General features: G+C 65.1%; 18 protein-coding genes. 3 read left to right on the top strand and 15 right to left on the bottom strand.

Annotated elements, in window-relative coordinates; all coding sequences use genetic code 11:
• The first annotated feature begins 146 nt into the window (after positions 1–146).
• Positions 147–1,778 carry an adenylate/guanylate cyclase domain-containing protein gene (locus IVA93_RS00955; protein WP_018459846.1) on the top strand — a complete coding sequence of 544 codons (1,632 nt, stop codon included), beginning with the start codon at positions 147–149 and terminating at the stop codon, positions 1,776–1,778.
• A gap of 78 nt (positions 1,779–1,856) precedes the next feature.
• Here IVA93_RS00955 and IVA93_RS00960 read toward each other — a convergent pair whose 3' ends face one another.
• From IVA93_RS00960 to proB, 10 genes are all read right to left on the bottom strand, one after another.
• Positions 1,857–2,357 carry an RNA pyrophosphohydrolase gene (locus tag IVA93_RS00960; protein WP_018459847.1) on the bottom strand — a complete coding sequence of 167 codons (501 nt, stop codon included), beginning with the start codon at positions 2,355–2,357 and terminating at the stop codon, positions 1,857–1,859.
• A gap of 165 nt (positions 2,358–2,522) precedes the next feature.
• Positions 2,523–3,026 (bottom strand): RNA pyrophosphohydrolase, encoded by a 504-nt coding sequence (locus IVA93_RS00965; protein ID WP_018459848.1) that lies wholly within the window; start codon positions 3,024–3,026, stop codon positions 2,523–2,525.
• 75 nt (positions 3,027–3,101) lie between these two features.
• The gene (locus IVA93_RS00970) at positions 3,102–4,334 is read right to left on the bottom strand and encodes a divergent polysaccharide deacetylase family protein (RefSeq protein ID WP_018459849.1); all 1,233 of its coding nucleotides are present in this window, start codon (positions 4,332–4,334) and stop codon (positions 3,102–3,104) included.
• Positions 4,335–4,479: 145 nt separating this feature from the next.
• Positions 4,480–5,835, bottom strand: a complete 1,356-nt coding sequence (locus tag IVA93_RS00975; RefSeq protein ID WP_018459850.1) for a S41 family peptidase — start codon at positions 5,833–5,835, stop codon at positions 4,480–4,482.
• A complete protein-coding gene (locus IVA93_RS00980; protein ID WP_018459851.1) occupies positions 5,832–7,163 on the bottom strand; it encodes a murein hydrolase activator EnvC family protein in 1,332 nt (443 codons plus the stop codon). Before IVA93_RS00980 ends, IVA93_RS00975 begins: the two co-directional genes overlap by 4 nt.
• Before the next feature lie 33 nt (positions 7,164–7,196).
• Complete coding sequence (rlmH, locus tag IVA93_RS00985; protein ID WP_018459852.1) at positions 7,197–7,679, bottom strand: 23S rRNA (pseudouridine(1915)-N(3))-methyltransferase RlmH; 483 nt, start codon at positions 7,677–7,679, stop codon at positions 7,197–7,199.
• Positions 7,680–7,775: 96 nt separating this feature from the next.
• Positions 7,776–8,132, bottom strand: coding sequence for a ribosome silencing factor (gene rsfS / locus IVA93_RS00990; RefSeq protein WP_007598906.1), 357 nt, complete (start codon positions 8,130–8,132; stop codon positions 7,776–7,778).
• Positions 8,133–8,370: 238 nt separating this feature from the next.
• Positions 8,371–9,015, bottom strand: a complete 645-nt coding sequence (locus tag IVA93_RS00995; RefSeq protein ID WP_026233892.1) for a nicotinate-nucleotide adenylyltransferase — start codon at positions 9,013–9,015, stop codon at positions 8,371–8,373.
• A 20-nt stretch (positions 9,016–9,035) separates the two neighbouring features.
• Positions 9,036–10,331 carry a glutamate-5-semialdehyde dehydrogenase gene (locus tag IVA93_RS01000; protein ID WP_018459855.1) on the bottom strand — a complete coding sequence of 432 codons (1,296 nt, stop codon included), beginning with the start codon at positions 10,329–10,331 and terminating at the stop codon, positions 9,036–9,038.
• A 187-nt stretch (positions 10,332–10,518) separates the two neighbouring features.
• A complete protein-coding gene (gene proB, locus IVA93_RS01005) occupies positions 10,519–11,640 on the bottom strand; it encodes a glutamate 5-kinase (protein ID WP_018459856.1) in 1,122 nt (373 codons plus the stop codon).
• Positions 11,641–11,835: 195 nt separating this feature from the next.
• Here proB and IVA93_RS01010 point away from each other — a divergent pair, with 195 nt between their 5' ends.
• A complete protein-coding gene (locus IVA93_RS01010) occupies positions 11,836–12,801 on the top strand; it encodes a Bug family tripartite tricarboxylate transporter substrate binding protein (protein WP_018459857.1) in 966 nt (321 codons plus the stop codon).
• 137 nt (positions 12,802–12,938) lie between these two features.
• Here IVA93_RS01010 and IVA93_RS01015 read toward each other — a convergent pair whose 3' ends face one another.
• The 3 genes from IVA93_RS01015 to IVA93_RS01025 all read right to left on the bottom strand — a co-directional run bounded on the left by IVA93_RS01015 (position 12,939) and on the right by IVA93_RS01025 (position 16,312).
• Positions 12,939–14,573 carry an alkaline phosphatase family protein gene (locus IVA93_RS01015; protein ID WP_018459858.1) on the bottom strand — a complete coding sequence of 545 codons (1,635 nt, stop codon included), beginning with the start codon at positions 14,571–14,573 and terminating at the stop codon, positions 12,939–12,941.
• 131 nt (positions 14,574–14,704) lie between these two features.
• On the bottom strand, positions 14,705–15,745 hold the full coding sequence (obgE, locus tag IVA93_RS01020) for a GTPase ObgE (protein ID WP_018459859.1): 1,041 nt from the start codon (positions 15,743–15,745) through the stop codon (positions 14,705–14,707).
• An 84-nt stretch (positions 15,746–15,829) separates the two neighbouring features.
• The gene (locus IVA93_RS01025) at positions 15,830–16,312 is read right to left on the bottom strand and encodes a MaoC family dehydratase (RefSeq protein ID WP_018459860.1); all 483 of its coding nucleotides are present in this window, start codon (positions 16,310–16,312) and stop codon (positions 15,830–15,832) included.
• Between the two features lie 127 nt (positions 16,313–16,439).
• On the opposite strand from IVA93_RS01025, the gene IVA93_RS01030 reads away from it, so the two are divergent.
• Positions 16,440–17,354, top strand: a complete 915-nt coding sequence (locus tag IVA93_RS01030) for a DMT family transporter (RefSeq protein WP_018459861.1) — start codon at positions 16,440–16,442, stop codon at positions 17,352–17,354.
• Positions 17,355–17,421: 67 nt separating this feature from the next.
• Here the strand turns inward: IVA93_RS01030 and IVA93_RS01035 are convergent, their stop codons facing one another.
• On the bottom strand, positions 17,422–18,015 hold the full coding sequence (locus IVA93_RS01035) for a GNAT family N-acetyltransferase (RefSeq protein WP_018459862.1): 594 nt from the start codon (positions 18,013–18,015) through the stop codon (positions 17,422–17,424).
• A gap of 153 nt (positions 18,016–18,168) precedes the next feature.
• On the bottom strand, positions 18,169–18,438 hold the full coding sequence (gene rpmA / locus IVA93_RS01040; RefSeq protein ID WP_018459863.1) for a 50S ribosomal protein L27: 270 nt from the start codon (positions 18,436–18,438) through the stop codon (positions 18,169–18,171).
• Between the last annotated feature and the right edge of the window lie 79 nt (positions 18,439–18,517).

Below are 18,517 nucleotides of genomic sequence, written 5' to 3' on the forward strand. Positions count from 1 at the left end.
GGTGCACTGCGCCGGGGCCCGAACTGAAAATTCCTGAATAAGTTCAGCGCTCGTCACGGGAGTGGCGGGCGCTGAAACTTTGTTGCACGGCGCCGCCGATAGCGCCATTCTGCGCCCGCGAACTTTGTTCCGGGGGCCGACCGCAGATGAAACGCAAGATCGCAGCGATTTTCGCGGCCGATATTGCCGGTTACTCGCGACTGGTTGCGGAAGACGAAGAGGAGACGCTGCGGCGTCTCGCCGCCTATCGCGAGGTCGTCGATGATTTCATTGCCAGGGCGGGCGGACGCATCTTCAACACCGCGGGCGATGCCGTGCTTGCGGAATTTCCAAGCGCAGTCGATGCGGTGCGCTGCGCGATCGACATTCAGGAATCCCTGCGAACCCGCAACATGGCCTATCCGCCGAGCCGGCAGATGTCGTTCCGCATCGGTATCACCATCGGTGACGTGGTCGAGCGCGACGGCGATCTGCTCGGTGACGGCGTCAATATCGCCGCCCGGCTCGAGGGCCTCGCCGAGGTCGGGGGCATCTGCGTCTCCCGCGCCGTGCACGAGCAGGTCGCCAACAAGCTGTCGGTGCAGTTCGCCGATATCGGCGCGCAGGAGGTCAAGAACATCCCGACGCCGGTGCACGCCTACATGGTGGCGATGCGGCGCGGGGACGGTAGCTACGCGACGCCGCAGATCAAGAAGGTGACGAAGGCTGAGGCCGCGCCGAACTGGATGTGGCCGCTGGTGGTCGGTGTCGTCTCCGTCGTCGCCATCGGCGTCGGCGGCTTCCTCTATTTCACCAAGCTCGAGACGACCAGGGCGCCGGCGGTTGCAGTGACCGCGCCAAGCCCAGCATCAAGTCCGATGCCCAACGCGGCTGCGGCAGCAGCGCCAAGCCCGTCATCCACCATGGCGGCGAAAGCGCCGATGCCCATGCCGGCACCATCGGCTTCACCGATGGCCGGCAAGTTTCCTGCCGACAGCGTCCCCTTCATCAACGAGCGCATCCGCAACTACCTGGCCGGCGACTATTCCGCTGCCGGCGACTACAAGGCGTTCGCACTCAATGTCGGCGGGTTCACCGGCGCGTCGTTGAATCAGCCGAACGAGGAAGCCGCGCGCAACGCCGCACTCGATCAGTGCCAGAAGCGCGCCGATGCCGCGCAGTCGCCGCGGCGTTGCGAGCTCTATGCAGTCGGCAACAATGTGGTCTACACGCACGGCAAACCGCCGATGCCGCCGCAACCGTTCGTCCGGCATGATGCCATGACCGAGCGCGCCTTCGCCTCGAAAGACTTTCCGATGGTGCGCGATCCCGCCAAGGTCCGGCTCGAGAACATGTTCGTGCCCGCGGCAAAATCCCGCGCGGTCGCGCTCGGCCCCGGCGGCCAATATTTCATGGTGATGGGCGCATCGTCCACCGACGATGCCGCGCGGCGTTCACTGGAATCGTGCGGTGCGATCGCCGGCGTCGCCTGCCTGGTCGTTGCGGTCGACGAGAATTTCGTCGTGCCGATCCCGACCCTGCTCCGGATCACCGGCTTCTTCCATGCGGCGTCGAACGCCTCGATCATCGCAGATGCGCGCGACGAGGTCGTGCGCAAGCTCGCCGACGGCATGGGCTGGAACGCCGTCGCGGTCGGCACCGCGGGCCGGCCGGGCCTCGGCCTCAAGGCCGCGGACGAGCAGACCGCCGTCAATTCCGCGCTCGCCGACTGCGCCAAGCGCGACAGCGACTGCCACCTCATCGCAATCGGCCCGTTCACGGTGGGACCGATCAACTAGGCTCACGCAAATTTCCGGGCAAAGTTCTCTAATGATTTCAACCCCGTTCTACTGTGCATGGGGTTGTTTTTCGCGTTTTTAGTTCGCGAACGGCGCAAACTGCTGCGCCACTGCGCTGTAGACGTGGCGGCGGAACGGCACCACGACATCGGGGACGCGGTCGAGCCGCTCCCAGCGCCAGGCGTCGAACTCGGCGGGCTGCCCGTTGCGCGGCGTCAGCGGATCGATCTCGTCATCCTTGCCGGTGAAGCGTAACGCGAACCATTTCTGGCGCTGGCCGCGGAATTTCGCCAGTCGATGTGTCTGCGGCCCGTCATATGGCGGGAATTCGTAAGTCAACCAGTCGGTCTCGCCGAGATAGGATGCGCTCTTGACGCTGGTCTCTTCCCAGAGCTCGCGCAGCGCGGCATCGCGCAAATCCTCGCCCTCGTCGACGCCGCCCTGCGGCATCTGCCAGTCCAGACCCGGCAGGATGATCTCGGGTCCGTCGCCCTTGAAGCGGTGCCCGATCAGCACGCGGCCATCGGCATTGAACAGCGCGATTCCGACATTGGGACGGTAGGGTTTTTCAGTGCTCACGCGTGGATCTCTCGTCGTCATTTCAGGCTGTGCATTAGAGCGTTTTCGAGCGAAGTGGATACCGGTTCGCGTCAAGAAAACGCGTCAAAATAAAAAACTAGAGCCCCGTCCCGATTCTATCGGAACGGAACTGGCTCTAGCATCAACCTGGAATGGCGACTTGAACTAATCCTGCGCCAGCGCGGAAAATTCCTTCACCACGCGCTCGTAGACCGGGCGCTTGAACGGGACGATCAGCCCGGTCAGGTTCTTCATCGGCTCCCAGCGCCAGCTCACGAACTCGGCCTTGTGACCGCCGCCGGGCTTTTCGACGTTGATCTCGCTATCCTTGCCGGTGAAGCGGACCGCGAACCATTTCTGGCGCTGACCGCGGTAGCGGCCCTTCCAGGTGCGCCCGGCGACCGTGCGCGGAATGTCGTAAGTGAGCCAGTCCGGAACTTCGCCGAGCCGCTCAACCGAACGCACGCTGGTCTCCTCATAGAGCTCGCGCTTGGCGGCCTCCCAATTGTCCTCGCCGGGATCGACGCCGCCCTGCGGCATCTGCCAGACATGGGTGTCGTCGACATGCTCGATGCCGCCAGCGCGGCGGCCGATGAACACCAGTCCGTCCTTGTTGAGCAACATCACGCCGACGCAGGTCCGGTAGGGCAGATCCTCGTAACGCGCCATTCCGCCAGACCTCTCGCATGCTGTCGGTAAGGCTTAAGCAGGCCCCGCGGGCCTGTACCATACCAATCCGTTGATTTAGCTGGATTTTGATTTCAGCATCGCGGTTGTCAATGGCACCAAAAGGATACCTCGGTCGCCCAATGTCTTGGTCCAGGCGCCGATGCGCTCGATCGAGACCGGGAGGGCGGAGGCGGTGCCCACGGCCACGCCGCGCTCGCGCGCCGCCGCTTCGAGCTTGGTCAGGGCGCGGTCGATCTCGGCCGGGGTCGGCACCGCGTCAATCGCGATATCGCCCTTGCCGAACGGCATCGCCTGGCTGCCGGCCGCTTGCGGCGCGATGCTGCGCGGCGAGGAGCCGTCGTCGAAGAAGCCGAGCCCGCGCTTGGCCGCCTCGCGGATGATCGGCTGCATCGCCGGCTCCGTCGCGATGAAGCGGGCGCCCATGAAATTGGTGAGGCCGGCATAGCCCTGCATCCGGCTCAAATGCCAGTACAGGCGGTCCATGTTCTGGTCGGCACTCAGCGAGGTCAGCAGCGTCTGCGGTCCCGGATCGTTGTCGGGGAAGTCATAGGGCTCCATCGGGATCTGGAGGAAGATCTCGTGGCGCTGGGCGCGGGCGCGCTCGGCGAGTTTTCCTGGATCGGACCCATAGGGCGTGAAGGCCAGCGTCACCGCCGCTGGCAACCGCATGATGGCATCGGTGGTCTTGGCGGCGCCGACGCCGAGGCCGCCGATCAGGATCGCGACCACCGGCATCTTGGCGGCCTTGGCGCGGTCGGCATCCGCCGCATAGACGTTGAACGGCTTCAGATCCCCGGAAACCGCGGGGATCATGCCATAGCGCGATTTCTCAAGAAGTTTTGGGTCGATCCCGGCCATGACGGGCGGCGGTGCGGAGGCCGCCGCCGTCTCGCTTTTGCCGGCGGCATCGCCGCCGATCACCACGTCGTGGCGCATGCCGGTGGAACCGTCGATCATGGTGACGGTCTTCTGCTCGCCCGCCTGCTTCGGTGCGTCCTTGGTCTCTTGCTTGCTTTCCTGCTTGCTGTCCTGGCCATGGCCGGCCGCGGCCGGCTTGTCGTCGCCAGCCTTGTCTGCGGCATTGGGTTCGCGGATCGCGAGCCGTGTCATTGGCTCGCCGCCGAGCGGATCCTTGTTGAAGATGGCGAAGCCGGCAAAGGTGACCAGGAACAGTCCGAGCAGGACCGCGAGCAGCTGCATGGCCGTGAACGGCAGCCGCAGCCGACGTTTCCGGCGCGGCTTGTCCCGTCCGAGCGGGGCGCTCAGATCATCGGCCGTTTCAGTCATGCGCGATCCCGAATCACTCAGCAATGACGATACCACGCCGGGGTCAAGCGGCGGCAGGCCGGGATAGGCCGGGGGATATCAGGAGTTCCAAGCAAAAAGGGCGGCTCCGGGAGCCGCCCTTTTCGTCAGATCGCGATGCGCCGACCTAGTTCGCCGCTTTGGGCTTGTCGGTCGTGGCCTTGTCGCCGCCCGGCGTGGGCGCCGCGGACGCGCTGTTCTTGATGCCGTGGAGCAGATCGTCGGCGAGCTTGAGCGCCTTGTCGTCCTTGGCGTCCGGCGGAACGTAGGACTGCGAGCCGGTCTTCTCGTCGCCGTCGTTCTTGAGATGGCCGCGCAGCGAAGCTTCGCCCTTGGTGTCGGTACGCGACTTCAGCTCGTCCGGCACGTCCTGCAGCACTTCGATGTCGGGCACGATGCCCTTGGCCTGGATCGACTTGCCCGACGGCGTGTAATAGCGCGCCGTGGTCAGACGCAGCGCGCCGTTGCCGGAGCCGAGCGGAATGATGGTCTGCACCGAGCCCTTGCCGAACGAGCGTGTGCCGACGATGGTCGCACGCTTGTGGTCCTGCAGCGCGCCGGCGACGATCTCCGACGCCGAAGCCGAGCCGCCGTTGACCAGCACGATGACCGGCTTGCCCTTGGTGAGGTCGCCCGTATGCGCGGTACGGCGCTGGGTCTCCTCGGCATTGCGGCCGCGGGTCGAGACGATCTCGCCCTTCTCCAGGAAGGAGTCGGAGACGGTGACCGCTTCCTCGAGCAGGCCGCCCGGGTTGTTGCGGAGGTCGATGACGTAGCCCTTCAGCTTGTCGCCGATCTGATTCGAGAGGTTGGCGACCTCGCGCTTCAGGCCTTCGGTGGTTTGCTCGTTGAAGGTGGTGATGCGGATATAGGCGATGTCGTCGGCCTCGACGCGGGCGCGCACCGAACGGACGCGGATGTTGTCGCGCACCAGCGTGACGTCGATCGGATTGTCCTGGCCCTTGCGGATGATCTTCAGCTTGATCTTGGTGTTGACCGGGCCGCGCATCTTCTCGACCGCCTGGTTCAGGGTCAGGCCCTGCACCGCCTCGTCGTCGAGATTGGTGATGATGTCGTTGGCCATGACACCGGCGCGCGAGGCCGGGGTGTCGTCGATCGGCGAGACCACCTTGATCAGGCCGTCTTCCATCGTGACTTCGATGCCGAGGCCGCCGAACTCACCGCGGGTCTGCACCTGCATGTCGCGGAAGCTCTTGGCGTCCATGTAGCTCGAATGCGGATCGAGACCGGTAAGCATGCCGCTGATCGCGGATTCGATCAGCTTGGTGTCGTCGGGCTTCTCGACATAGTCCGAGCGCACGCGCTCGAACACGTCGCCGAACAAATTGAGCTGGCGATAGGTGTCCGCAGTGGCGGCTCGCGCGCTGGAGCCCATGAAGACCGCGCGCGGTTGCGTCACGAACAGCGTCAGCGCCGCACCGGTGGCCGCGCTGAGGAGGATAACTGAAGTCTTGCGCATCATCCGCGAACCTTCTCGCCTTCATTTGCGGCCCACCATGGGCCTGGATCGATTGGAGTGCCGTCTTTGCGGAACTCGACATAGAGCACAGGTTGACTCGCGTTCGTGGCGAGAATGGAGGCGACTTGAGAGGTCGACCCCATGGTCGCGACAGGCTCCCCCGTGAGCACGAATTGTCCGATGTTGACCGAAATGCGCTCCATCCCGGCGATCAGCACATGATACCCGCCCCCGGCATTGAGGATCAAGAGTTGTCCATAGCTGCGGAACGGGCCGGCATAGACCACCCAGCCATCACACGGCGTCGTGACCTGGGAGCCGGGCCGCGTCGCCAGCGAAATGCCCTTCTGGACCCCGCCGAGCCCGTCCGAACCGCCGAAATCCCTGATCTTGTTACCGTTAACCGGCAGAGGCAGGAGGCCCTTGGCCGCGGCGAAGGCCATCGCAGGGGTGGTGCGGGAACGATCCTTGAATGTGCCGGGGCCGGTCTTGGCGCTGGCGGCCGCGTTTGCAGCCGCCTTGGCCTCGGCCTGCTTGGCGGCCTCAGCTGCTTTCTCGGCCGCCTTGGCGGCGCTTTGCAGATCCTGCTCCATCTTGGCGATCAGCCCCTGGAGATCGCCGACCTGTCTTGAGAGCGCAACGGCGCGCGCGTTCTCGGCGTCGAGGTCCTTTTCGCGCGACGCCTGCTGACGCTGCCGTTCGTCGACCAGAGCCGCGAGCCGGGTCTGGTCGTTGCGCACCTTGTCGCGGTCGGAGGCAAGCTGGTCGCGCTCGGTCGCGATGGTCTTGCGCAAGGCCACGAGCTCGCCGAGCTCGCCCGCGATCTTCTCGGCACGGCCGCGCAACTCCGGCACCACGGCACCGAGCAGCATCGCCGTGCGCAGCGATTGCAGGGCATCCTCGGGCCGTACCAGAAGTGCCGGCGGCGTCCGCCTTCCGGCGCGCTGCAAGGCCGCCAGCACCTCGACGATGTCGGCGCGGCGTGAATCGAGCGAGCTGCGCATCGCCTGTTCGCGGCCGTTCAGCGATCGCAGCCGCGCTTCGGCCTCGTCGATCTTGGTCTCGACGGTGCGCACATTGGCGGCGGTGTCGATCAACTGTTGATTGAGCTGGGTGCGGTCCTGGCCGAGCGAGGTGATCTCGGCCTTGAGCTTGGCCTGCGCTTCCTCAGCGCTCTTCTTGCTGGCGCGCGCGGCTTCGAGCTCCTGCTCGCGCTGCTTGATCGCATCGGGCGCTACGGCCGCAGTCTGCGGTGCAGGCGTCTGAGCTTGCGCGAGGCTTGCGCCGGCAACGCCGGCGATCAGCAGCAGGTTGAAAATCGGCGCTCGCATCGCTTTAAGCAAAGGTGCTCGTTGTGGCGCGGATCACGCGCGGTGATAGGGGTGGCCCGCCAGAATGGTGGCGGCCCGATAAAGCTGTTCCAGAAGCATGACGCGGACCATTTGATGCGGCCAGGTCGCAGAGCCGAACGCGATCACGAGCTTGGCCTTACGGCGCAATTCGGGCGAAAGTCCGTCCGCCCCTCCGATCATGAAGATAGTATGACCGGCACCCTCGTCGCGCCAGCGCCCGAGATGCCGTGCGAATACGGTCGAATCCAGATTCTGGCCGCGCTCGTCCAGCGCCACCAGCACCGACTTTTCGGGAATATGGGCGGAGATCGCCGCGGCCTCTTCGGCCATCCGCGTCGCCGTATCGCGCGCGCGGCTTTCGGGCAATTCGTGGATGGCGAGCTCGCGGAATCCGAGCTTGCGGCCGGCCTCGTCGAACCGCTCGAAATAGCGCTCGGCAAGCTCCCGTTCGGGGCCCTGCTTCAGCCGGCCCACCGCAATGACGGCTATGCGCATGATATGTTCAGGGTCGCGTTTTCTGGACCGCGCGCGATCTGCGCGCGCACGACGCTAGCATGCGCGTCAGCCGATTCGAAATCGGCCAGCAGCCTCTCAGATCGCCTTCGCCGCCCCTGGGCCCTGCGTGTACAATCTCTCGAGACTGTAGAACTCGCGGACCTCGGGTCTGAACACGTGCACGATCACATCGCCGGAATCGATCAGCACCCAGTCGCAATTGGGCAAGCCCTCGACGTGGATGTTCTTGATGCCGTTTTCCTTGAGGCCTTTGGCGACGTTCTCCGCGATCGCGCCGACGTGCCGGTTCACCCGGCCGGTGGTGACGATCATGTAGTCGGAGTAGGCCGATTTGCCGCGAAGGTCGATGGTCACAGTCTCTTCCGCCTTCATGTCGTCGAGGCGGGAGAGGATCAGGCTCAGCGTCTTGTCGGCGTCGGGTTGCGCCTTCAAGGCCGCAGCTTTGGTCGATGTTTTACGCGTCGGCTTGGCAACCTTGGGTAAAACAGACTTCGGTGAAGCCGTCTTGGGTGAGGCTGTCTTGGACAATACAGATGTGGTCAGGGACCATTCCTTTCACTGTATCGCGAACGCCGAATCCGGCGCCCACTGGTTACACTACATCATGTGGGGTTAAGGGTTTCAATATGCCAGAGAGCCCGAAGACCGCATGGCGTTCGCACAATCTGACTCACTTCGTACCTTTCCAGCTTCCGTCCGGGTTCCGTAAGCCGGTCGACGAGAGATTCAGCTTCATTCCGGTCAGGAACACCCAGGCTGGCGCGGGCCGGTCCGCGAGCAAGGCGGCCTCATTCTCCGGCATCCGATAGCGCCTGAGCGCCTGGGCGGCGGGAGAGGCGAGGGCGCGAAAACTCTGCGGCGGACGGTCGATGACCGCGATCGGCACCTGGTCGGCGATGCGCCGCCAGTGCTGCCAACGATGGAATTGAGCGAGGTTGTCGGCGCCCATGATCCAGACAAAGCGCAAGCCCGAGAGGCGGCGGCGCAAGGTGTTGATCGTATCGATGGTATAGCGCGTGCGAATGACGGATTCGAGACAGCTCACCTCGATCCTGGGATCGTCGGCCATTTCGCGCGCCGCCTGCATGCGCGCGCCGAGCTCATGCAGCGCGCCGTTCTCCTTCAGCGGATTGCCTGGCGTCACCAGCCACCACACGCGATCGAGCTGGAGTCGTTTCAGCGCGAACTGGCTGATCGCGCGATGGGCCTGGTGCGGCGGGTTGAACGAGCCGCCGAGCAGGCCGATGCGCATGCCCGAGGTATGGGTCGGTATGGCCTGCGCGAAGAAACGTGGCGCGACGAAATTGTTGCTCAATGCCCCGCGCCCTGCGTCGTCTACGGCCGCGTCTGCCCGGTGCCGTGAACGCGATATTTGAAGCTCGTCAGCTGCTCGGCGCCAACCGGGCCGCGGGCGTGGAATCTGCCGGTGGCAATGCCGATCTCGGCACCGAAGCCGAACTCGCCGCCGTCGGCGAACTGCGTCGAGGCGTTGTGCAGCACGATCGCGGAATCGACCTCGCTCAGGAATTTTTTCGCAGCGGTCTCGTCGGCGCTCACGATCGCATCGGTATGGTGCGAACCGTGATTTTGGATATGCGCGATCGCGCCGTCGACGCCGTTCACCACCTTCGCTGCGATGATCGCATCGAGATATTCGGTGTCCCAATCGTCCGCGCTCGCGGGTTTGACGCGCGCATCGATCTTTTGCACGGCGTCGTCGCCACGCACTTCGCAGCCGGCCTCGATTAGCATCTCAACCAGCGGCTTGAGGTTTTTACCGGCTGCGGCGCGATCGACCAGCAGCGTCTCGGCGGCGCCGCAGACGCCGGTGCGGCGCATCTTGGCGTTGAGCACGATCGATTTCGCCATGGCGAGGTCGGCGCTGCCGTCGACGTAAATGTGGTTGACGCCTTCGAGATGCGCGAACACCGGCACGCGCGCTTCCTGCTCGACGCGCGCGACGAGGCTCTTGCCTCCGCGCGGCACGATCACGTCGATGGCGCCATTCAATCCCGACAGCATCTGGCCTACCGCCGCGCGGTCGCGCGTCGGCACCAGCGTGATGGCAGCCTCGGGAAGGCCCGCTTCGCGCAGGCCCTGCACCAGGCAGTCATGGATCGCGCGGCAGGAGCGGAAACTGTCGGAGCCGCCGCGGAGGATCACGGCATTGCCCGACTTCAGGCACAGCACACCGGCGTCCGCCGCAACGTTCGGCCGGCTCTCGAAGATCACGCCGACGACGCCGAGCGGCACGCGCACGCGCTCGATGGTCATGCCGTTCGGCCGTTGCCAGCTCTCGGTGACGATGCCGACGGGATCGGCAATGCCGCGCACGATGCCGATGCCCTCGGCCATGCCCTCCACCCGCGCCGGCGTCAGCGTCAGGCGGTCGATGAAGGACGAGGTGGCGTTGCCGGAGGCGCGGGCCTCGGTGACGTCCTCGGCATTGGCGGCGAGGATCGCGGCGGCATTGTTGCGGATCGCCCGCGCCATGGCCTCGAGCGCCCGGTTCTTCTGCTCCGGCGGCGCCAGCGCCAGCACGCGCGCGGCAGCGCGGGCACGGGTACCGAGATCGGTCATCAGCGCCTGAAGATCGGCATTGCCGTCGACGGCTTTGAGGGGGGCGGCCATGGGAGTTTCAACCTTCTGCTAAGGCAGTGTCCTAGCACGGAAATCCCGCTTTTGCGAAGGGTCGGCAGGGTATGGCAGGGCTTCACGTGCCGGACGGCAGCTCGATCAATGGCCCAGCTCCGGCGTCATGGCCGGGCTTGACCGGCCATCCACGCCTCGGCCGGCGCCTACTCGGATGCCCTAGCGGCTACCCGCCCACCACCAGATCATCCCGGTGGATCATCTCGGACCGCCCGCTGATGCCGAGGATGGCCATGACATCCGGGGAGGAGCGGCCCTTGATCCGCTCGGCATCGTCGGCGTCGTAGGCGATCAGGCCGCGGCCGACCTCGCTGGTGTCGGGGCCGCGCACGATCACGGCGTCGCCGCGGGCGAACTGGCCCTCGACCTTGATCACGCCGGCCGGCAGCAGGCTGGCGCCGGCGCGCAGGGCCGCGACCGCGCCGGCGTCGATCGTCAGCGTACCCTTCGGCTCAAGCGAGCCCGCGATCCAGCGTTTTCGCGAGGTGATGGGATTGGCCGGCGTCAGGAACCAGGTGCAGCGGCCGCCATCGGCGATCGCCTGCAACGGATGCTCGATCTTGCCCGAGGCGATCAGCATATGCGTGCCGCCGGTGGTCGCGATCTTGGCAGCTTCGACCTTGGTGCGCATGCCGCCGCGCGACAGCTCGGACTCGGCGTCGCCTGCCACAGCCTCGATCTCGGAGGAGATGCTGTCGACGACGGGAATGAGCCTGGCGTTCGGGTTGTTCTTCGGCGGGGCGTCGTAGAGCCCGTCGATGTCGGACAGCAGCACCAGCAGGTCGGCGCTGGCCATGGTGGCGACGCGCGCGGCGAGGCGGTCGTTGTCGCCGTAGCGGATCTCGTTGGTGGCGACCGTGTCGTTCTCGTTGATCACGGGGATCGCGCGCCACTCCAGCAGCTTGCCGATAGTGGAGCGCGCGTTGAGATAGCGGCGGCGCTCCTCGGTGTCCTGCAGCGTCACCAGGATCTGGCCGGCGCCGATGCCGTGGGCGCCAAGCACCTCCGACCAGATGCGGGCGAGCGCGATCTGACCGACGGCGGCGGCTGCCTGACTCTCCTCCAGCTTCAGCGGGCCGCGCGGCAATTTCAGGCGGCTGCGGCCGAGCGCGATCGAGCCGGAGGAGACGACGAGCACGTCACGCCCCTCGCGATGCAGCTTGGCCATGTCGTCGGCGAGCGCGGCAAGCCAGGACGCGCGCACCTCGCCCTTGTCGGAATCGACCAGCAGCGCGGAGCCGACCTTGACGACGATGCGGCGGAATTGACTGAGTTCGGGGCTGGCCATGTGTGCAAGTGCTGGCGCGTGTGACGGATTGCTCTGCATCGGACACGGCGGAGCGAGAGCGGCGCCGATGAGGCCCTGCTTTTGCAGCAGGACGATGGCCCGCGCAAGGCGCCGGCATGCTAAAGGATGAACGCCGGGTTGCCCCGGGCGGCCGTCCGGCTCTCATGCTGCCAACCATAACGGTGGAGGAAACCCATGGATCGCCGCAAATTCATGGTCCGGTGTCTGAGCCTGCCGCTGCTGGCGCAGGTGGGAGCGACGCGCGCACAGGCTGGGCTCACCAAGATCATCTTCCCGTTCGCGGCCGGCGCGGGCGGCGACACGCTGTGCCGGCTGATCGCGCAGGAGATGGCGCCGGCACTGCAGCGGACCATCGTGGTCGAGAACCGCACCGGCGGTGACGGCCTGATCGGCATCAAGGCGGTGAAGGGGGGAAGCCCCGACGGCAGCATGGTGCTGGTGACGACCGGACCCACGATGTACCTGCTGCCGATGGTCGAGACGATTCCGAGCTTCGATGCTGCAAAGGATTTCGTCCCGGTCTCGCTGCTGGCGCGCTTTGAATTTGCGCTGGTGATCAGCCCGGCGGTCGACGCTGTGGATTTCAAGTCGTTCGCGGCCTGGCTGAAGGCACATCCGGACAGGACCTCGTTCGGCGTACCCAGCAGCGGCACCATTCCGCATTTCATGGGCTCGAAGCTGGAGAAGGACCTCGGCATTCCCTTGAGCCGCGTGCCCTATCGCGGCAGCGCAGCTATCCTCAACGACCTCGTCGGCGGCCATGTTCCGTTCGGGATCACCACGCTGGCCGACGCGCTTGCGCAGCATCGCGCCAAGGGCGTGAAGATCATCGCGGTGAGCAGCGCGGAACGTTCGCCCTTTGCCTCAGAGGTGCCGACCTTGAAAGAGAGCGGCATCGATCTCGTCGCCGACGCCTGGTACGGCATGTGGCTTCCCGCCGGCAGCTCGCCGGAATTCGCAAGCAAGCTCGGCGCGGCCGCAAGCGCCGCGCTCGCCAAGCCCGAGGTGAAGGAGAAGCTCACCGCGATCGGTCTGATCCCGGTGGGCAGCAGCGCGGAAGGTCTGACCAAGGAGCTCGCCGCCAACACCGCGTTCTGGCAGCCGGTCGTGAAGGCGACGGGGTACAAGATCGAGAATTAGTTTCTGTTTGCGCTCCGCTCTCCGCCGTCATGGCCGGGCTTGTCCCGGCCATCCACGTGCACCGCCACCTAACGCAAGACGTGGATGCCCGGGTCAAGCCCGGGCATGACGAGCTGAGAGAGGCTCTTTCCGCTCACTCACAGCTTCGCGCGCTGCGCGATCCCGTCCTTGATCGACGCCAGCTCCGCTTCGTCCCAAACACCGATCAAAATCCCGCCCTTCACCTGGAGCTGGTTGTCGGCATAGGCGGCGATTTTCTCGCGCGGCGTCGTGATGTGGTCGTTGGGATGCAGCGCCCAGTCGAACAGCTCGGCCTGCAGTCGAGCGATGACGCCGGCGCACTCGGGATCGTCGCCGCGATCCAGAAACTCTTCCGGATCGGTTTCGAGGTCGTACAGCATCGGGAGGAAGCCTGAGGCGTGGATGTATTTCCAGCGGCCGTCGAACACCATGAACAGGCGACAGCGTTCGATCGGCTGATTCAGCTTCAGCCGCACGTCCTGCATGACATAGTCGTATTCGGAGAACGCCACCTTGCGCCAATCCGGCGGACTCTCGCCGCGCAGCAGCGGCAGCAGCGAGCGTCCCTCGAGGATATGGCCCGGCACCTTGCCGCCGAAATAGTCGACGAAGGTCGGCGCGAGATCGATGGCTTCGACCAGCGCATCGTTGCGCGTGCCACGCGTCGCATCCGCCTCCTTCGAGGGATCGATGATGATGAGCGGGATCTTCGCCGACTGCTCGTGGAACAGATCCTTCTCGCCCATCCAGTGATCGCCGAGATAGTCGCCGTGATCGGAGGTGAACACGATCATGGTGGTGTCCAGCAGGTCGCGCTCCTCCAGGAACTTCATCAGCACGCCCATCTGGGCGTCGATCTGGGTGATCAGGCCCATATAGGTCGGGATCACCTTCTCGCGGGCATCGTCGCGCGCCATGTTGCGGGAGTAGCGCATGTCCATATAGGCGCCGAACACCGGATGCGGGTTCTGCCGCTCGCGCTCGGAGCGGATCACCGGGATCATGTCCGATGTCGAATACATGCTGGCGTAGGGTTCGGGCGCGATGTAGGGCCAGTGCGGCTTGATGTAGGACAGATGCAGGCACCACGGCCTGCCGTCGGTCTCGGCCTCGCCGATGAAATCCATGGCGCGTCGCGTCATGTAGGGCGTCTCGGAATGCTCGTCCGGCACGCGCGCGGCCTTGTCGGCATGCACGAGCAGCCAGCCGTTCTGGAGCGAGCCGTCCTCGGCCGCGCCTGAATTGGCCCAATGCTCCCAGGGATTGGGCGCATCAAAGCCCTGCTGGCGCAGATATTCGTCGTATTTCGGACGCGGCCGCCCCGTGGGATGCAGGCCGTCGTCACGCTCATAGGGCTCAAACCCGCATTCGGCGACGTGCACGCCGATCATCGATTCCGGCGGGATGCCGAGCGCCTTCATGCCTTCGAGATCGGGCGCCATGTGGGTCTTGCCGACCAGCACGTAGCGCACGCCGAGCTTCTTGAGGTGATCGCCGAGGGTGGGCTCGCCGACCCGCAACGGCCAGCCGTTCCAGTGCGAGCCGTGCGAGCGCATGTAGCGCCCGGTGTAGAACGACATCCGCGAGGGGCCGCAGATCGGCGACTGCACATAGGCCTTGCTGAAGAGCACGCCGCGCTTCGCCATGGCGTCGATGTTCGGTGTCTTCAGCGTGGGATGGCCGGTGCAGCCGAGATAGTCATAGCGAAGCTGGTCGCACATGATCCAGAGAACGTTCTTCGCGCGCGCCATGCGTGATCCCTGCCGTTTCTTGATTGTGGGATGCTGCGCTATCGAGGGCGCGAAGACAAGCTATCAGCGATGCACGCGTCTGCGGCCGTACACTCCAGCGTCGTCCCGGCCTTCGCCGGGACGACGAAAAATCAAACCGACCACGGCTCCGCTTCGGCCGCGCTCTTCGCTTTCGCAGACACCGGGCTCTCGCCGATCACATCCGCAAGAGAGCGCAACGCTTCCTGCACGCCGTCACCGGTGACGGCGGAGAGCAGCAGCGGCGTCTTCTTGGCGGCGCGCTTCAGCCGCTCCTTCTGCTTCTTCAACTCGTCCGGCTCGATCGCGTCGATCTTGTTCAGCGCGACGATCTCGATCTTGTCGGTGAGCTGCCCGGCATAGGCGTCCAGCTCCGTTCGCACCGTCTTGTAGGCCTTGCCGGCGTGCTCGCAGGTCGCATCGATGAGATGCAGCAGCACGCGGCAGCGCTCGACATGGGCGAGGAAGCGGTCGCCGAGACCGACGCCTTCATGCGCGCCTTCGATCAGGCCGGGGATGTCCGCCAACACGAATTCGCGGCCGTCGGCATTCACGACGCCGAGCTGCGGATGCAGCGTGGTGAAGGGATAGTCGGCGATCTTCGGCTTGGCCGCGCTGACCTTGGCAAGGAAGGTCGATTTGCCGGCATTGGGCAGGCCGACGAGGCCGGCATCCGCGATCAGCTTCAACCGCAGCCAGATCCAGCGCTCCTCCCCGGGCTGGCCGGGATTGGCATTGCGCGGCGCGCGATTGGTCGAGGTCTTGAAATGCGCGTTGCCGAAGCCGCCATTGCCGCCCTCGGCCAGCACGAACTTTTCGCCGACAGTGGTGAAATCGTGGATCATGGTCTCGCGATCTTCATCGAAGATCTGCGTGCCGATGGGGACCTTCAGCACGATCGACTTGCCATTGGCGCCGTGGCGGTCCGAGCCCGAGCCGTTCTCGCCCTTCTGGGCCTTGAAGTGCTGCTGGTAGCGATAGTCGATCAGCGTGTTCAGCCCGTCGGCGACCTCGATGATCACATTGCCGCCGCGGCCACCATTGCCGCCGGAGGGGCCGCCGAATTCAATGAATTTTTCGCGGCGGAACGCCACGCAGCCGTTTCCGCCGTCGCCGGAGCGGATATAGACCTTTGCTTCGTCTAGGAATTTCATGGGCCATAGGTAGGCCAGCCGGTCCCGCGCGGCAACCCGGATGGACCCGCAAATCGGCCGAAACCCGGCGATTTGTGGCCTTGCTTAACCAGCTGGCCGGCGCCGGATCAGGAATTTCTGCGTGCCCTCCAGCACCAGCTCCTTGCGCTGGTTGAACACGGTGCTTTTGAGCGTCACCACGCCGGTCGAGCGTCCCGGCACCAGCTCGGTGACCTCGAGCGCGGGATAGATTGTGTCGTCGGCGAAGACAGGTTTGAGGAACCGGCTGGATTGCTCGAGGAAGCCGACCAGGGAGTCCTCGACCATGAACGGAAACAGGCCGGCGCCGGGCGCGGTGTGGATCAGCGTCTGGAAACCGTGGGCGAGCAGATGCGGCATGCCGCGGCTGCGGCAATACTCCACGTCGTAATGCACCGGATGCGTGTCGCCGCTCGCGGTCTGGAACGCCGCGAACACCGCCGTCGTCTGCGTGCGGCTCGGCAGCACGAAGCGCTCGCCGACCACGAAATCCTCAAACCAGCGTTGCGCGGGGATCATGCGATGCCGGGCCGGGTCGAAGTCGGTCATGGCTAAGCTCTTTCCTGGCTCTCTTGTGAGACACCTGTCGCTACCGCGACGCGGAGAGTGCGACAATCCGTTCAATTCGTCCAACGCGGGCTTGTCGTGACGGCCTGCGTCATTACAACGGCGCTCGATGCCCCTGTTCAAGAATCTATCGGCCTATGACGAACGCTCGGCGCGCCTTGCCGGGATTGCGCTCATGGTGCTGTCGATCTTCATGTTCTCGTTTGGCGATGCCATGGGCAAGTTCCTGGTCGGGACTTATTCGGTGGGGCAGCTGCTGTTCCTGCGCGCCTGCGCGGCGCTGCTGCTGCTGTCGCCGTTGGTCTGGCGGCAGCGTCACCAGTTCCTGCATCTGGAGCGGCCGGGTCTCCAGCTCTTTCGCGTCGTGCTGTCGACGCTGGAAGTGGCGGCCTTCTTCCTTGCGACGGTCTACCTGCCGCTCGCCGACGTCATCACCTATTATCTCGCCGGGCCCATTTTCGTCACCGCGATGTCGGCGATCTTTCTCGGCGAGAAGGTCGGCTGGCGGCGCTGGACGGCGATCCTGATCGGCTTCTGCGGCGTCCTGATCGCGCTGCGGCCCTCGGCACAGACGGTGAGCCTGCCGGCGCTGATCGCGCTTGGCGGCAGTCTTTCTTTCGCAACGCTGATGTTGATCACGCGCAGCCTGCGCAAGACGCCCGATATCGTGATGGCGTCGTCGCAATTCGTCGGCACGTTCTTGCTGGGCGCTGTGCTGTCGGCGTTCCACTGGGTGCCGCCGACATCGGGCAGCCTCGTGATCTTCGCGCTGGCGGGATGCGTCTCGGTCACGGCGCTGTTCTGCGTCAACCGCTCGCTCAAGCTCGCGCCGGCCAGCGTCGTCGTGCCCTATCAATATTCGATGATCGTCTGGGCGGTGATCTTCGGCTTCGTCGTGTTCGGCGACGTGCCCGAAATCGCCACCATCGTCGGCGCCGCCATCATCATCGCCGCCGGGTTCTATATTTATCTGCGTGAGCGCGATCTCGGACGCAGGGACGCGGATGTGAATCCGCCAGCGTGATTACAGCGGAATAAATTCGAGCGTCGTCCTGGCTTTCACCAGGACGACAGTTTGAGCCGCCTCCGCCCTACCTCACCCTTCGCGCGCTGCTCCAGCTCTTCAGCGACGCCCACACGCCGCGCGAGAGACGGAAGCAGTCGACGGGCGTGGACGAGCCCAGCGCCAGGAAGCGATGCAGCTGGACGCCGCTCCACTGGAAGCCGCACTTCTCCAGCACGTTGCGCGAGGCCGGGTTGGTGACGCGCGCGCCTGCATAGAGATGATCGTCCTCGAACTCCTCGAAGAAGAAGTCGATCGCGCCGCGTGCGGCCTCGGTGGCAAAGCCCCGGCCCCAATGCTCGACGCCGAGCCAATAGCCGAGCTCGGCGTTGTCGGGCGTCGAGCGGTCGATGCCGACCATGCCGATGGGGCCGCTGTCATGCTCGATCAGGAACACCGTCTCGCTGCCGGGCAGGGCGCTGGCGCGGATGAAGGCGATGGCGTCGTCCTGCGAATAGGGATGCGGGAGGCGCCTTGTGTTTTCGGCGACGCGACGGTCGTTGGCGAGGAGGGCGATGGTCCTGACATCGGCGAGGGTCGGCCGCCGCAAGGTCAGCCGCTCGGTGGCGACGACGCTGGGTCTCGCCTCCCGCAAGGTCACGCTCGAAAAATCCTGCAACATGTCCGGCTCCGTCGAAGTCACTAAAGTGAAAAGTGAGCACGCAAACGAAAGGGGAGGCCGGTTTCCCGCCTCCCCTGGAGCCTTCGATCTGTGATCTCAAGGACTCCGCCGGTTCGGTCTGGGACCCGGCGGACTCCAAATTTGATCCACCGTCTATTCAGCCGCCTCTGCGAGCGGGAGCACCGAGATGAAGGTGCGGCCGTTGGCTTTGGCCTGGAACGTTACGCGGCCCTCGATCTTGGCGAACAAGGTGTGGTCCGTGCCCATGCCGACATTAAGGCCGGGATGCCAGGTGGTGCCGCGCTGACGCGCAATGATGTTGCCGGGAATCACAACTTCCCCGCCGAACGCCTTGATACCGAGGCGCTTGCCCTTGGAATCGCGACCGTTGCGCGATGAACCGCCTGCTTTTTTGTGAGCCATGGCTCGTCTCCGAAATTCTACGTATTTCTAGATCAATTCCTTGACGGAATCATTTCACAATTTCTCACGCATCACTTCG

This window comes from Bradyrhizobium sp. 155 (assembly GCF_023101105.1).
GTDB classification, from domain to species: domain Bacteria; phylum Pseudomonadota; class Alphaproteobacteria; order Rhizobiales; family Xanthobacteraceae; genus Bradyrhizobium; species Bradyrhizobium canariense_D.

What these genes read in the sequence shown, in the direction of transcription:
- IVA93_RS01015 (WP_018459858.1), bottom strand. Translation starts at nt 14,573, where the DNA reads ATGGCGCGCGCGAAGAACGTTCTCTGGATCATGTGCGACCAGCTTCGC.
- IVA93_RS00955 (WP_018459846.1), top strand. Translation starts at nt 147, where the DNA reads ATGAAACGCAAGATCGCAGCGATTTTCGCGGCCGATATTGCCGGTTAC.
- IVA93_RS00980 (WP_018459851.1), bottom strand. Translation starts at nt 7,163, where the DNA reads ATGCGAGCGCCGATTTTCAACCTGCTGCTGATCGCCGGCGTTGCCGGC.
- obgE (WP_018459859.1), bottom strand. Translation starts at nt 15,745, where the DNA reads ATGAAATTCCTAGACGAAGCAAAGGTCTATATCCGCTCCGGCGACGGC.
- rpmA (WP_018459863.1), bottom strand. Translation starts at nt 18,438, where the DNA reads ATGGCTCACAAAAAAGCAGGCGGTTCATCGCGCAACGGTCGCGATTCC.
- rlmH (WP_018459852.1), bottom strand. Translation starts at nt 7,679, where the DNA reads ATGCGCATAGCCGTCATTGCGGTGGGCCGGCTGAAGCAGGGCCCCGAA.
- IVA93_RS01025 (WP_018459860.1), bottom strand. Translation starts at nt 16,312, where the DNA reads ATGACCGACTTCGACCCGGCCCGGCATCGCATGATCCCCGCGCAACGC.
- proB (WP_018459856.1), bottom strand. Translation starts at nt 11,640, where the DNA reads ATGGCCAGCCCCGAACTCAGTCAATTCCGCCGCATCGTCGTCAAGGTC.
- IVA93_RS01030 (WP_018459861.1), top strand. Translation starts at nt 16,440, where the DNA reads ATGCCCCTGTTCAAGAATCTATCGGCCTATGACGAACGCTCGGCGCGC.
- IVA93_RS01010 (WP_018459857.1), top strand. Translation starts at nt 11,836, where the DNA reads ATGGATCGCCGCAAATTCATGGTCCGGTGTCTGAGCCTGCCGCTGCTG.
- IVA93_RS01035 (WP_018459862.1), bottom strand. Translation starts at nt 18,015, where the DNA reads ATGTTGCAGGATTTTTCGAGCGTGACCTTGCGGGAGGCGAGACCCAGC.
- IVA93_RS00975 (WP_018459850.1), bottom strand. Translation starts at nt 5,835, where the DNA reads ATGATGCGCAAGACTTCAGTTATCCTCCTCAGCGCGGCCACCGGTGCG.
- IVA93_RS01000 (WP_018459855.1), bottom strand. Translation starts at nt 10,331, where the DNA reads ATGGCCGCCCCCCTCAAAGCCGTCGACGGCAATGCCGATCTTCAGGCG.
- IVA93_RS00965 (WP_018459848.1), bottom strand. Translation starts at nt 3,026, where the DNA reads ATGGCGCGTTACGAGGATCTGCCCTACCGGACCTGCGTCGGCGTGATG.
- IVA93_RS00970 (WP_018459849.1), bottom strand. Translation starts at nt 4,334, where the DNA reads ATGACTGAAACGGCCGATGATCTGAGCGCCCCGCTCGGACGGGACAAG.